12 protein-coding genes are annotated in these 13,860 nt (G+C 40.5%); 9 read left to right on the top strand and 3 right to left on the bottom strand.

The annotated features are described in order from the left end of the window. Positions 1-82 precede the first annotated feature (82 nt). Genes gmk through recG form a run of 5 tightly spaced genes read left to right on the top strand, consistent with a single transcriptional unit; the run spans position 83 to position 6,009 of the window. Positions 83-706: a guanylate kinase gene (gene gmk / locus ABN236_RS14660; protein WP_088494338.1), complete on the top strand. Its 624-nt coding sequence runs from the start codon at positions 83-85 to the stop codon at positions 704-706. 54 nt (positions 707-760) lie between these two features. Beyond that, positions 761-1,036, top strand: coding sequence for a DNA-directed RNA polymerase subunit omega (rpoZ, locus tag ABN236_RS14655; RefSeq protein WP_006534607.1), 276 nt, complete (start codon positions 761-763; stop codon positions 1,034-1,036). Between the two features lie 29 nt (positions 1,037-1,065). Next, a complete protein-coding gene (spoT, locus tag ABN236_RS14650) occupies positions 1,066-3,192 on the top strand; it encodes a bifunctional GTP diphosphokinase/guanosine-3',5'-bis pyrophosphate 3'-pyrophosphohydrolase (protein WP_088494337.1) in 2,127 nt (708 codons plus the stop codon). Between the two features lie 2 nt (positions 3,193-3,194). Then, positions 3,195-3,917, top strand: a complete 723-nt coding sequence (gene trmH / locus ABN236_RS14645) for a tRNA (guanosine(18)-2'-O)-methyltransferase TrmH (RefSeq protein ID WP_194951388.1) — start codon at positions 3,195-3,197, stop codon at positions 3,915-3,917. A 4-nt stretch (positions 3,918-3,921) separates the two neighbouring features. Beyond that, positions 3,922-6,009: an ATP-dependent DNA helicase RecG gene (gene recG / locus ABN236_RS14640; protein ID WP_311755499.1), complete on the top strand. Its 2,088-nt coding sequence runs from the start codon at positions 3,922-3,924 to the stop codon at positions 6,007-6,009. Between the two features lie 149 nt (positions 6,010-6,158). Here the strand turns inward: recG and gltS are convergent, their stop codons facing one another. Beyond that, the gene (gene gltS / locus ABN236_RS14635) at positions 6,159-7,373 is read right to left on the bottom strand and encodes a sodium/glutamate symporter (RefSeq protein WP_088494334.1); all 1,215 of its coding nucleotides are present in this window, start codon (positions 7,371-7,373) and stop codon (positions 6,159-6,161) included. A gap of 241 nt (positions 7,374-7,614) precedes the next feature. Between gltS and ABN236_RS14630 the strand changes: the two genes are divergently transcribed. From ABN236_RS14630 to ABN236_RS14615, 4 genes are all read left to right on the top strand, one after another. Next, positions 7,615-9,006, top strand: coding sequence for a uracil-xanthine permease family protein (locus ABN236_RS14630; RefSeq protein WP_270756439.1), 1,392 nt, complete (start codon positions 7,615-7,617; stop codon positions 9,004-9,006). Positions 9,007-9,160: 154 nt separating this feature from the next. Next, complete coding sequence (locus ABN236_RS14625) at positions 9,161-9,691, top strand: hypothetical protein (RefSeq protein ID WP_349474309.1); 531 nt, start codon at positions 9,161-9,163, stop codon at positions 9,689-9,691. 100 nt (positions 9,692-9,791) lie between these two features. Beyond that, complete coding sequence (locus tag ABN236_RS14620) at positions 9,792-11,468, top strand: AsmA family protein (RefSeq protein ID WP_349474308.1); 1,677 nt, start codon at positions 9,792-9,794, stop codon at positions 11,466-11,468. A gap of 87 nt (positions 11,469-11,555) precedes the next feature. Continuing rightward, positions 11,556-11,795 (top strand): hypothetical protein, encoded by a 240-nt coding sequence (locus ABN236_RS14615; RefSeq protein ID WP_088494331.1) that lies wholly within the window; start codon positions 11,556-11,558, stop codon positions 11,793-11,795. Between the two features lie 91 nt (positions 11,796-11,886). On the opposite strand, the gene rluF is transcribed toward ABN236_RS14615, so the two are convergent. Continuing rightward, positions 11,887-12,768 carry a 23S rRNA pseudouridine(2604) synthase RluF gene (gene rluF / locus ABN236_RS14610; RefSeq protein WP_102949444.1) on the bottom strand — a complete coding sequence of 294 codons (882 nt, stop codon included), beginning with the start codon at positions 12,766-12,768 and terminating at the stop codon, positions 11,887-11,889. A 174-nt stretch (positions 12,769-12,942) separates the two neighbouring features. Further along, complete coding sequence (gene fabY, locus ABN236_RS14605; protein ID WP_088494330.1) at positions 12,943-13,857, bottom strand: fatty acid biosynthesis protein FabY; 915 nt, start codon at positions 13,855-13,857, stop codon at positions 12,943-12,945. Positions 13,858-13,860 lie beyond the last annotated feature (3 nt).

The raw sequence follows: 13,860 nt of genomic DNA, 5'->3' as shown, positions 1-13,860 counted from the left end.
TTGTATGTGTATACTATATGGGGGATTTGCTCCCTAAACATGTATTTATACTTAATTCTCCAGTCAAATTCAGAAAGTCATCATGATCCAAGGAACACTTTATATTGTTTCCGCTCCAAGCGGTGCGGGTAAATCAAGTCTTATTCAAGCGCTGTTAAAAACACAGCCTTTATATGACACACAGGTTTCTGTCTCTCATACAACCCGCTCTATGCGACCGGGAGAGAACCATGGTGAACATTACTTCTTTGTTACTGAAGAAGAATTTAAAAGCATGATAGACAGCGGGGATTTCCTCGAACATGCTTGTGTTTTTGGTAACTATTACGGAACATCCGGCAAAGTTATCAAAGAAATCTTAGCCAGTGGTGTAGATGTTTTTTTAGATATCGACTGGCAAGGCGCACAGCAAGTGCGTAAAGCGATGCCAGAAGCTCGCAGTATTTTTATTCTGCCACCGTCAAAAGAAGAGCTTTACCGCCGACTTCGTGGACGTGGGCAAGATAGCGAAGAAGTGATTACAAAACGTATGTCGCAAGCTGTATCGGAAATGGAACATTTTAATGAGTATGATTATTTGCTGATTAATGATGATTTCAATACTGCGCTTGCTGATTTACAATCAATTATTCGTTCAGAAAAATTACGCCTTGATCGTCAAACGCTACGACATGGTGATTTAATCAGCAAATTATTGGCAGACTGAGTTAACTTTCAGTATTATGCCCAGTCATTTCGTTAATGGTGGAGTAACACAAATATGGCACGCGTAACCGTTCAAGACGCTGTAGAGAAAATTGGTAACCGTTTTGACCTCGTTCTGGTCGCAGCACGTCGTGCGCGTCAGTTACAAGTTGGCGCTAAAGATCCTTTAGTTCCAGAAGAAAATGATAAAATGACTGTTGTCGCGCTACGTGAAATCGAAGAAGGCCTGATTAACGGTAAAATTCTTGATGCTCGTGAACGCCAAGAGCAACAAGAGCAAGAAGCAGCAGAATTACAAGCTGTTTCAGCGATTGCGGAAGGTCGTCGTTAATCGTTTTATAAAATAGGGGTAGGTCTGCCTTGTACCTGTTTGAAAGCCTGAATCAAATCGTTCAAAAATACTTGCCATCGGAGCAAGTTGAACAACTTAAAAAAGCCTTTATCGTCGCCCGAAATGCCCACGAGGGACAAACTCGTTCAAGTGGTGAGCCTTATATTACTCACCCTGTTGCGGTTGCGTGTATTCTCGCAGATATGCGATTAGACCAGCAAACGCTGATGGCGGCGCTGTTGCATGATGTTATCGAAGATACACCTGCAACCTTCCAAGATATCGAAAGCCTCTTTGGTAGTACGGTTGCCGATCTTGTTGAAGGGGTGTCTAAACTTGATAAATTGAAGTTTAGAGACAAAAAAGAGGCTCAGGCTGAAAACTTCCGTAAGATGATTATGGCGATGGTAAAAGATATCCGCGTCATTTTGATCAAGCTGGCAGACCGAACTCACAATATGCGCACACTGGGATCATTACGCCCAGATAAACGTCGCCGTATTGCTCGTGAAACACTCGAAATTTACAGCCCTCTCGCACACCGTTTAGGTATACACCATATCAAAACAGAGCTTGAAGAGCTGGGTTTCGAGGCGCTACATCCAAATCGCTACCGTGTAATCAAAGAAGTCGTTAAAGCAGCTCGAGGCAATCGTAAAGAGATGATTAATAAAATCCTCTCTGAAATTGAAGGTCGCCTGACAGAAGCGCATATCGAATGCAAAGTTAACGGTCGCGAAAAACACCTTTACTCTATCTATCGGAAAATGTTGTTAAAAGAGCAGCGTTTTCACTCGATCATGGATATTTACGCCTTTCGCGTGATCGTGAAAGAAGTCGATACCTGTTATCGCGTTTTAGGTCAAATGCACAGTCTTTATAAACCGCGCCCCGGTCGAGTTAAAGACTATATTGCAATCCCAAAAGCCAACGGCTATCAATCTCTTCATACTTCACTTATTGGCCCTCATGGCGTGCCAGTTGAAGTGCAAATTCGTACTGAAGATATGGATCAAATGGCAGAAATGGGGGTTGCAGCACATTGGGCTTATAAAGAGCAAGGTGAACAACCGGGCACAACGGCACAAGTTAGAGCTCAACGCTGGATGCAAAGTTTACTTGAATTGCAACAAAGCGCGGGTAGCTCATTTGAATTTATTGAGAACGTAAAATCCGATCTCTTTCCTGATGAAATCTACGTTTTCACGCCAGAAGGTCGCATTGTTGAATTACCAACAGGCGCTACTCCTGTCGATTTTGCTTATGCTGTACACACTGATATCGGTCATGCCTGTGTAGGTGCAAGGGTTGATAGACAACCTTACCCACTTTCACAATCGCTACGCACCGGACAAACGGTTGAAATTATTACCGCTCCAGGTGCAAGGCCCAATGCGGCTTGGCTAAACTTTGTTGTCAGTTCAAGAGCACGCTCTAAAATTCGACAACTACTGAAAAACCTAAAACGTGAAGACTCTATTAATCTAGGTCGTCGTTTACTTAATCACGCATTAGGCGAGCACAAGCTTGCTGATATTTCAGCTGAAAATATTGAGCGCGAGTTGAAGCGTATGAAGCTTCATTCAATCGACGACTTAATGGCTGAAATTGGTTTAGGTAATACCATGAGCGTTGTTGTTGCGCGTAATTTATTGATTGATAGTCAAAATCAAGATGAAAACGCACAAGCAGAAACAACCAATGATGAAACACCTAAACTCCCAATTAAAGGCGCTGATGGCGTATTAATCTCCTTCGCTAAATGTTGCCGCCCTATTCCGGGTGATCCTATCGTTGCACATATTAGCCCAGGTAAAGGTTTGGTTATTCACCATGAATCTTGTCGTAATATTCGTGGTTACCAAAAAGAGCCTGAAAAATTCATGCCTGTCGAGTGGGATAAAGAGATCAACAGCGATTTCATTACTGAAATTAAAGTCGATATGATTAACCACCAAGGCGCTTTAGCAAACTTAACCGCAGCTATTAACGATGCTAACTCAAGTATTCAAAGTATGAATACAGAAGAGAAAGACGGTCGCGTATATTGTGCTTTTATTCGCTTAACGGCGAAAGACAGAATTCAATTAGCCAATATCATGCGTAAACTTCGCATCATGCCAGACGTTCTGCGCGTTAGCCGTAATAAAAACTAGTCATGAATTCAATTCGATATGCCCGCATCTGCCAAATGATGGCGATGCGGCAGCCTGATCTTACCGTCTGCCTTGAAGAAGTGCATAAATCCCATAATGTTGCAGCCGTTATCAGAACGGCTGATGCTGTGGGTATTCCTAAAATTCATGCTATTTGGCCTGAAGAAAAAATGCGGATGTTAGTTTCCCCCGCAGCAGGAAGTAATAGCTGGGTCAATGTAGAAACTCATCCTACTATCACAGACGCGGTTAACGCCTTTCGAGCCCAAGGTATGCAAGTTCTTGCGACTCATCTCTCAGATAAAGCGGTTGATTTTCGTGAGATTGATTACACGCGCCCAACTTGTATTATTATGGGACAAGAAAAAACGGGTATCTCACAAGATGCTATCGCGCTTGCAGATCAAGATATTATTGTGCCGATGATGGGAATGGTACAATCCCTAAATGTTTCTGTCGCCAGTGCACTAATTTTATATGAAGCACAACGCCAACGTCAGGCTGCGGGTATGTATAACCGAACAGAGAGCACCTTAACAGAAGAAGAACAGCAAATTCTTCTCTTTGAAGGCGGATACCCGGTTTTGGCAGAAGTTTCTCGTCGTAAAGGACTGCCTCGCCCTTATATTAATGGCAGCGGTGAAATTGAAGCCCCTGAATCATGGTGGGCGGAAATGCAAATGACGCAAAAACAACTTAGGAAATTAAAAAAGACGGAGTATTGATCCCATGAAAGGAAAACTGCTTGATGCAATCCCCTTAACCACTCTTCACGGCGTAGGTGCAAGTCAGGCAGACAAGCTGGCAAAAATAGGGCTTGTGACTATTGAGGATTTGTTACTCCACCTTCCTTTGCGTTATGAAGATCAAACGCACCTCTATGCTATCAGTGATCTCCTTCCCGGTATTCCTGCCACTGTCTCTGGCGAAATATTAAGAACTGAAGTCAGTTTTGGTCGTCGTAAAATGATGACCTGCCAAATTTCTGATGGCTCTGGAATTTTAACACTTCGCTTTTTTAACTTTACAGCGGCGATGAAAAATAACCTTGCTCAAGGTAAACAAGTCACTGCTTATGGCGAAGTTAAGCGAGGAAGTCGGGGCCCTGAAATTATTCACCCTGAATATAAAATCAAAGTTGCAGGCTCTGAAGTTAAACTGCAAGAAACACTCACTCCCATCTATTCAACGACAGAAGGCTTACGCCAAACATCATTACGTAAATTAATAGAGCAAGCATTAGAATTGCTTGATACCTGTGCTATTAACGAATTATTACCTGAGCAATTTATCCACGGTTTACCGCCGTTGGCTACTGCATTACGTACACTGCATAATCCGCCTCCAGATATCGCTTTTGCAGAGCTTGAGAAAGGACAGCACCCTGCACAAAAAAGGCTAATTATTGAAGAATTGCTGGCTCACAATCTAGGTATGCTCAATGCAAGAGCTGGCGCACAATCTTATCGTGCAGAGCCATTGTTTATGCCAAATACATCAACATTACGTCAGCAGTTTCTCGCCTCTCTCCCCTTTACCCCGACTAATGCACAACAACGTGTCGTCAATGAGATAGAAACAGATTTAGAAAAAGACTATCCAATGATGCGATTGATCCAAGGAGATGTAGGCTCAGGTAAAACGCTAGTTGCCGCATTAAGTGCGTTACGTGCTATTGCTAATGGCAAGCAAGTGGCTTTAATGGCACCAACAGAATTATTGGCAGAGCAACATGCATTAACCTTTAGGAAATGGTTTGAGCCTTTTGGTATCCAAGTAGGTTGGTTGGCAGGAAAACAGAAAGGGAAAGCCCGCGAAACGCAGCAAAATGCTATTGCGAATGGTGAAGTATCGATCATTATTGGAACACATGCGATTTTCCAAGAACAAGTTAAATTTCACTCTCTAGCCTTAGTGATTATTGATGAACAACACCGTTTTGGTGTGCATCAACGCCTTGCCTTATGGAAAAAAGGTGAAGAGCAAGGCTTTCACCCTCATCAATTGGTGATGACAGCAACGCCAATCCCACGCACATTAGCGATGACCGCTTATGCTGATATGGATACCTCTATCATCGACGAATTACCGCCAGGGCGTACACCTGTTACCACTGTCGCAATCCCTGACACTCGCCGTAATGACATTATTGAACGCATTAGACTAGCTTGCACAGAAGAGGATCGACAAGCTTATTGGGTATGTACCTTAATTGAAGATTCGGAAGTACTTGAAGCACAAGCAGCCCAAGTTATCTATGATGAGCTGACAATTGCGCTCCCTGAAATCAAAGTAGGATTAGTACACGGGCGAATGAAACCCGCAGAGAAGCAAGCTGTAATGGCGGCATTTAAAGAAAATGAGCTACAACTTTTAGTTGCAACAACAGTGATTGAAGTTGGCGTTGACGTACCTAATGCAAGTTTGATGATCATTGATAACCCAGAACGACTAGGGCTAGCACAGTTACACCAATTACGTGGACGTGTAGGTCGAGGTGCTATCGCCTCTCATTGTGTCTTGTTATATAAAACACCACTCACTCAAACCGCGCGGTTGCGATTGCAGGTATTAAGGGATAGCAATGATGGTTTTGTCATTGCACAAAAAGATCTCGAAATTCGTGGCCCCGGTGAGCTTTTAGGCACGAAACAAACGGGTAATGCACAATTTAAAGTCGCTGATTTATTACGTGATCAAGGGCTTATTCCTGAAGTTCAACGTATCGCTCGTTACCTACATCAACACTATCCTAAGCATTCTCAAGCCTTAATCGAACGCTGGTTACCTGCCAAGACACAATATAGCCAAGCGTAAGACCACTTTTTGCATAGCCTTAGCATGCCGTTAAACGCGATTTAGTGCGATATTGAAATAGAACACACCATAAAAAACACCCCAATGCTGAAAACCAACGTTGGGGTGCGATTTAATACAGAGATATTTCTCAAGTTATAACAGTAAAACTATCCCGCTATAGGCGTAAAGAATGGCAGCAGTAGATACAGTTTGATCACTATCGCATTCACAATATCAATAAAGAACGCCCCAACCATTGGCACGACTAAGAACGCAAGATGAGACGGTCCAAAACGGTCTGTTACAGCTTGCATATTCGCAATCGCCGTTGGTGTAGCACCTAAACCAAAACCACAGTGACCCGCCGCTAAAATCGCCGCATCGTAGTTTTTACCCATCACACGGAATGTCACAAAAATAGCGTACAACGCCATAACTCCCGCCTGAACGCCTAGAATAACCAGCATCGGGATCGCCAGTGACGCAAGCTCCCATAATTTCAAGCTCATTAATGCCATTGCTAAGAATAACGATAAACTCACGTTACCTAAGACTGACACTGCTCTATCAAAAACTCGGTAGAACCCAAGCATTGAAAGGCTATTACTTAAAATCACGCCAATAAACAGAACACACACAAAGGTCGGTAGTGAGAATGCCGTACCTTCTAACAGTTGAGAAAGGAACGTACCAGCCATTAAACAGATAGAGATCATCGCAATAGTTTCTAATAAAACCATTGAAGTAATCATTCGACCTGTTGTTGGCTTCTCAAACGCTGTTGGCATTTCATGGTCGTCAGCACCTAATCCCGGCGTTGGGATATTTTTGATTAAGTAGCGTGCAACTGGGCCACCAATCAATCCCCCTAAAACTAAACCAAAGGTCGCACAAGCCATCGCCACTTCAGACGCACTCATAAAACCATAGCTTTCAACAAAGGTTTTACCCCAAGCAGCCCCTGTACCATGACCACCCGATAATGTAATCGAACCGGCCAGTAATCCCATTAATGGATCAAGACCTAACATTTTCGCCAATGCAATACCGACTGTGTTTTGCACTAGCAACAACCCAACAACAACAAAGATGAAAATAAAAAGCGCTTTTCCTCCCGCTTTTAAGCTCGCGAGGTTTGCGTTTAAACCAATTGTTGCAAAGAAGGCCAGCATTAATGGATCTTTAAGTGAGAGATCAAAACTCACTTCCCAGTCCATAAAAGATTTGAATGCTAATAGAAGAACTGCAACAAGTAGCCCACCTGCAACCGGTTCTGGGATCGTATACCGTTCTAAAAAAGGAACAGATTTCACTAACTTACGTCCGATCAAGAGAACCAAAGTGGCCGCAACCAGCGTGCCATAAACATCAAGATGATACATTTATGTACCCCGTCTTATTTGTTAATTTTATATAAAAATACTACGACGCTAAGTTCATCCATAAACAACGCCAAAAGCAGGTATCCCCGATTAGAAAAAAAAACGGAGACAAACACAAGTTAAAACATATAAAAATGTGAGCGCCTCTTATGCATTTTGATAACATCATTTTTACGCAAACGATTGCTTTTGTGGCGCAGATCATTAAAATACCGTTTTTGTCGAATAAGAAATTCACACCATGGTTACTTCAGAAAATCAAAAATTGCCTAAAAATAGTGACGTTTCAATTAAAAAAAATAGCGAACTTCTTTTTGCTTTAGAAGAGAAACCGCCATTACCACAAACACTTTTTGCTGCTTGCCAACATCTTTTAGCCATGTTTGTCGCGGTTATTACACCTGCGATCCTCATTTGCCAAGCATTAGGGTTACCTGCACACGATACCCAACGCATTATCAGCATGTCTTTATTTGCATCAGGCATTGCCTCTCTTATTCAAATTCGAGCTTGGGGTCCGATAGGTTCAGGGTTGTTATCAATTCAAGGAACGAGCTTCAACTTTGTTGCTCCGCTCATTATGGGGGGGTTAGCGCTTAAAAATGGTGGAGCTGATATTCCAACGATGATGGCAGCCCTTTTTGGGACATTAATGGTTGCCTCATTAACCGAGATTATTCTTTCTCGTGTACTTCACTTAGCAAGACGTATCATTACACCGTTAGTTTCAGGTGTTGTAGTGATGATAATTGGCCTCTCTTTAATTCAAGTTGGATTAACCTCTATTGGTGGTGGTTATGCAGCTATCGAGAATAATACCTTTGGCTCACCACAAAACTTGTTATTAGCAGGCTCTGTTCTTATCGTTATTATTTTACTTAATCGACAAAAAAATCCTTACTTACGAGTAGCTTCTTTAGTCATTGCAATGGCTGTGGGCTATGTTCTTGCTTGGGCTTTAGATATGTTACCCACACCCGCAGAACATCAAGAAACACCTTTTATGACTATTCCTGAGCCATTTTATTATGGGCTGTCATTTGATTGGCATTTACTTATTCCTTTAATGCTGGTGTTTATGATCACTTCGCTAGAAACTATTGGTGATATCACAGCAACGTCTGATGTTTCAGAGCAACCCGTCAGTGGTCCTTTGTATATGAAACGCATTAAAGGGGGCGTATTAGCTAATGGAATTAACTCCATGGTTTCAGCATTTTTCAATACCTTCCCAAACTCTTGTTTTGGTCAAAATAATGGAGTGATCCAATTAACGGGTGTTGCTAGTCGCTACGTAGGTTATGTTGTTGCAGCAATGCTTGTTATCTTGGGTTTATTTCCCTTCGTTGCTGAATTTGTACAAAGAATTCCTGAGCCAGTATTAGGCGGAGCCACATTAGTGATGTTCGGTACGATAGCTGCGTCCGGTGTACGTATTGTGTCTAAAGAGGCATTAAACCGCCGAGCTATCATGATCCTTGCTATTTCACTTGCAGTAGGCTTAGGCGTTTCGCAACAGCCTCAAATATTACAGTTTGCTCCTGATTGGCTAAAAACATTGCTGTCATCAGGTATTGCTGCGGGCGGTTTAACAGCCATTATTTTAAATCTGATTTTCCCACCAGAAAAATAATGATTAACTAGCAACAAATGAGTAAAGCGCTATTTGGGATTATGAAAATAGCGCTTTATTTATCATCTTTAGGTCAATGGTATTTTTATAAAAGTATTGTCCTTTGCGTTACGGTAAATCTTTATCTCAATACTGAAAATCAAAGGAAAATAACATGGCTACACCATTGAACCCAATTAAAAACCCTGCACTCGAATACTTAAAAAGTTATCCGTCTACTCAATATTTTCATATACAAACTATTGGGCAATTTTTTACTTATCTCAAAGACTCTATTCTTTCATTATTTAATAGTGAGCATAAATTTACTTATTTAGGAAATAAGTCTGTTGCTGAATTCAATTTAGAGCATATTAAAAAAGATTTAGATACGTTTTTAACCAATCCATATCTTAATAAGCCTACAGTGGATGCCCTTAAATATTCATTTAATTACTTACAGAATCAATCTTACATTACACCTAATCTTCACGATGTTTACCGTTCTGGCAGTCTTGAACCTAATGATTTGATTTCTCAGTTAATTAACTACAGTAATAAACTTTATCAGCAAAAATTAAGTACAACAGAAGCACAACATGCCCAATTGGTGATGAAAATACTAGAGGAGGTAAACAGTCATTTAAAACAATTACCCAAGACAGAAAACCTGACAACTAGAATATCTAACATCCTTAATAAATGAGTGAAATCTCTTTGATTTATCCGATGAATACTTGAGCATCGTCTAGTTTTCAGGCATAACTGTATAATGTTTTGATGGAGTATAAAACAGGAGAAGGGTTATGCGCTGGCTGATGAAAAGTTTGGTATCTCTGATACTTATCGTTATTTTATTTATTATTATAATTTACGCTTTTATTCAGACTCAGTGGGGCGCGCAGAAAACCAGTGAATGGCTGACACAATACACTGACTATGATATTCGCTTCTCAGGTATTGAGCATGATCTTATGCAACCCGAGCAAGTCATTGTTCATGATCTCCTCGTTAATCCTAAACAAGATAAAGCCACAGTATCGGCAAAATCAGCACAAATTCGATTTAATTGGCAATTTTTTACCACCCCTTCTCATCTGCAAAAAATTACATTAGAAAATGGCAATATTGAGTTTGCAGATAAAATGTCTTCAATACCCTTAAGTGCCGATATCTTACAATTTAAAAATATGGCGCTAAGCAGTGAAAAAACTGATTTTTCTTTTGATGCCAAGAAAGTAACTGGCGGTATTACGCCGTGGTTCCCAACATCAACCGACTTGATTGGAGCGGGTCATTTCCAGTTTTCTATTGCTAACGGCATGATAAATAATAATGAATTCAGTAATTTTATTATCTCTGGGCAATATCAACCAAATAGTATTCAAATAGAGAAATTAGGTACTCGTCTACTTAATGGCTCACTATCTTTGAGCGGGCAATATCAAGATAATCAATGGAAACTTGATGAAGTTTATATGAATGGCTTGCGCTGGCAATCCTCGCAAACCTTTAACGAATTAATTCAGTCTCTCTCTAATTACCCTCGTATTAGTATAAGAACACTTAATATTGTTGATTTTACTGCTGAAGGAAAACAGTGGGCAGTCAGTGGTTTTGATGGGCAATTCTCTCAGTTTAATTGGGATAACGCTCTTTCATTTACAACTGGTGAACTCAATACAAATGATGTTGTTTTTCAAGATGAACACTTCACTGATCTTATCGCAAAACTTAATCAACAAAATCATCAACTCAATCTAGATAGCCTCAGCCTACGCTACGAGAAAGGCTTAATTAAGCTTGCTGGTAATTGGAATAAAGACAATAAAACGATTACGATCCAAGACGCTACATTATCAGGCCTTTTATATACACTACCTGAAAATTGGCTCACTTTTTTAGCTAAACCAATAGATGATAAGAGTAATATTCAAAATATCACTGTCGAACAATTATCTATCAATCAATCCATCTTGATTGATATCACGCCAGAATTTCCATTCCAATTCACCAACTTAACAGGAAAACTGCAAAATTTAGTCATTGCAAAAGAAGGGGAATGGGGATTATGGCAAGGCTCAGCGGTATTTAATGCTGATAGTGGTACATTAAATCGTATTGAATTACGTCGCCCTGATTTAAAAATTGTCACTCAACAAGACAACGCTATCGTTGAGCAATATTCAGCATTTATTGGTGACGGCATTGTTCGAGGTTCAGCCGGTTTAGTGCAATCTAACCAACAGCGCCAATTCTCACTTATTGCTAATGGACTAAATGTACCTTTATCAACGCCTTACACATTGGGTTTAAAAACAACCTACTCTGACGAAATAGGTCAATTCACACTAAAATTGAAAGGAGATTTACGTTCAAGCCCAGTGGAATCAACACTTAATGGTACATTAACTGGAAGTAAAGGTGAGCAACAAATACTCAACTCAGTGATACAAAATGGCGAAATAATTAATCACCTATAATATTGATCTTTCGCAGGAGCACGGATTGCTCCCTTTATAAAAAGCGTTACAATGCGCTATTGCCCTTTTCTTTATTGTGGAGTTTTCATGTCTGACGAAGATTTTTCCCCTGAAAAAATATCTTTAAATGTGTTTCAACAATCTCCTTTAACTGCACTTGAAGATAACAGCACACTGCTTGTGTGTGATGACAACAAAACTCCGTTGTTCTATTGCCTTTCTAAAGAAGATTATGATGCATTGATTGAGCGAGTTATGGATGCTGAACTTGCAGCTATCGTACTTGAACGTCGCCAAAATAAATTAGATGAACTTGATTTAGACTAATTTTATCGATGTATAATTTGTCTTAAATAGAACAAACAAAAAACACCCTTTCAGGTGTTTTTTTGTTTTTATCGCATCTTCAAAAATAAACTTAGCGTTTTTTCTTTTTACGACCAGGCTGAACAAAACGCTTACGGGAATTATTTTCCGTTTCTTTGGTTTTTGTTTGAGGAATATGAATACCCAATGCTTTTGCATTACTACTGACTTGTTTCTTCGGCTTATTTTGCTTTGGTTTCGGTGGTGCTTCAGAAGTTGATTTTTCAATCGCCTCAAATAAGGTAATTAGTTCATCATCAGTCAGATCACGCCATTCACCAACAGGCAATCCTGATAAGCTCACATTCATAATACGAATACGTTCAAGCTTAGTGACTTCATAACCAAAATATTCACACATACGACGAATTTGACGATTTAACCCTTGAACTAAGGTAATACGAAACACCATCGGCGCTTCTTTCTTAACCTTACATTTCTTGGTTTTTTGTCCCATGATAGGAACACCAGCACCCATTCCATGAATAAACTCATCAGTGATCGGCTTATTCACTGTCACGAGGTACTCTTTTTCGTGATCATTACCTGCACGTAGGATTTTATTCACTAAATCGCCGTGGTTGGTCAGGAAAATCAACCCTTGAGAGTCTTTATCCAAACGTCCAATCGGGAAAATACGAGTACTGTGGTTAACATAGTCAACAATATTATCTTTCTCGCCATCATCTGTGGTACTGACAATACCTACTGGCTTATTCAGTGCAATCAAAACTAGCTCAGAGTTATCCTGTGCTTCAATCAATCGACCATTGACTTTGACTTCATCGCCCGCAAATACTTGGTCGCCAATACCGGCACGTTTGCCATTAATAAGGACAAGTCCTTGCTCAATATAACGGTCAGCCTCACGACGTGAGCAGATCCCGCTTTCACTGATATATTTATTAAGACGAGTAGATAAATTGGTGTCCATGCTTCCCTCCGTAAACTGCGAAATATACATCAATTGGATAGCGATAGAAACACTATAAAATAAGCATTAGAGCATAGATTGATTATCCCCACGCTTTAACGTAGAAAAGATAACAAAAACGTCGATAAGATCGGTAAAAAATAGATTAAATTCAATTAATTAAAATAAGTACGCTTAACATTGCTTATTTTGTGAAGGTAATACAATATAAGTACCACTAAAAACAGCACCAACACCTTCATCGCCACAAATATCAACATCTAGCTTAATGCGAGCCTTACTGCCCTTCGCTAATCGCCCTAAATCCCCGCTTAAATTTTCCATATCTGCAACGGCTGCAGGGCGTCCTGATACAGGCTTGCGATAACGAATATGAGCATCCACCAGCACAATATCACCTTGCAACTTATGCTCTCGCATTAATAGCCAAATCAATCCCCAACCGGTTAATGTTGCGAGTGAAAATTGGCTGCCAGCAAAAATAGTGTGATGAGGGTTTTGGTTTCCCGCTTCTGGGATAGTGGTATAAAAACGAGTTCCCGTATATTGAGTAATACGTAATCCCATTTTCTCACTTAAAGGAATATGTTGATGCCACTGTTTTTGTAATTCAGCACACCAATCTGGTCGATGAAGAATGTCATCTAAAGACTCAATACTTTTTTTCATAAAGAAGTGCTTAATGGGTGTAGTTTGTGGACCAGTGACTAGACCACAATTTTCATAACCCAATTTTTCAAAGAAGTTTACAGACTCTTCTCTTGCACTACACACGATCCGTTTTATGCCTTCTTGGCGAGCCAATGACTCTAGCGCCATAGCAACAAGAGTACCTAATCCTTTACCTTGTGCATCTGTACGTACTGCCATAAAGCGGATAGCGCCTTCGTTATCCGCATTAATATAAAGCCGCCCAATCGCGACAGGTTGCCCGGTTTCATCGACAACCATTTGGTGATGAGCAAGGGTATCATAACCGTCTTTTTCAGAGCCTTCAGGTTGATGTAGAGGTTTACGAAGCATTTCCCAGCGAAAAGCATAATAGGCATCAAATTCCGCCTCTGTTTTTGGGGTTCGTAAATGGTACATATC

It is taken from the genome of Proteus sp. fly-1013, from assembly GCF_040140245.1.
GTDB lineage: Bacteria > Pseudomonadota > Gammaproteobacteria > Enterobacterales > Enterobacteriaceae > Proteus > Proteus mirabilis_B.
This window is presented reverse-complemented; position numbering and strand designations above follow the sequence as displayed.

Bases quoted from the DNA above. Each gene is read 5' to 3' on its own strand.
- rpoZ (WP_006534607.1), top strand. From the start codon at position 761: ATGGCACGCGTAACCGTTCAAGACGCTGTAGAGAAAATTGGTAACCGT.
- ABN236_RS14620 (WP_349474308.1), top strand. From the start codon at position 9,792: ATGCGCTGGCTGATGAAAAGTTTGGTATCTCTGATACTTATCGTTATT.
- gltS (WP_088494334.1), bottom strand. From the start codon at position 7,373: ATGTATCATCTTGATGTTTATGGCACGCTGGTTGCGGCCACTTTGGTT.
- gmk (WP_088494338.1), top strand. From the start codon at position 83: ATGATCCAAGGAACACTTTATATTGTTTCCGCTCCAAGCGGTGCGGGT.
- ABN236_RS14615 (WP_088494331.1), top strand. From the start codon at position 11,556: ATGTCTGACGAAGATTTTTCCCCTGAAAAAATATCTTTAAATGTGTTT.
- ABN236_RS14625 (WP_349474309.1), top strand. From the start codon at position 9,161: ATGGCTACACCATTGAACCCAATTAAAAACCCTGCACTCGAATACTTA.
- recG (WP_311755499.1), top strand. From the start codon at position 3,922: ATGAAAGGAAAACTGCTTGATGCAATCCCCTTAACCACTCTTCACGGC.
- rluF (WP_102949444.1), bottom strand. From the start codon at position 12,768: ATGGACACCAATTTATCTACTCGTCTTAATAAATATATCAGTGAAAGC.
- trmH (WP_194951388.1), top strand. From the start codon at position 3,195: ATGAATTCAATTCGATATGCCCGCATCTGCCAAATGATGGCGATGCGG.
- ABN236_RS14630 (WP_270756439.1), top strand. From the start codon at position 7,615: ATGGTTACTTCAGAAAATCAAAAATTGCCTAAAAATAGTGACGTTTCA.
- fabY (WP_088494330.1), bottom strand. From the start codon at position 13,857: ATGTACCATTTACGAACCCCAAAAACAGAGGCGGAATTTGATGCCTAT.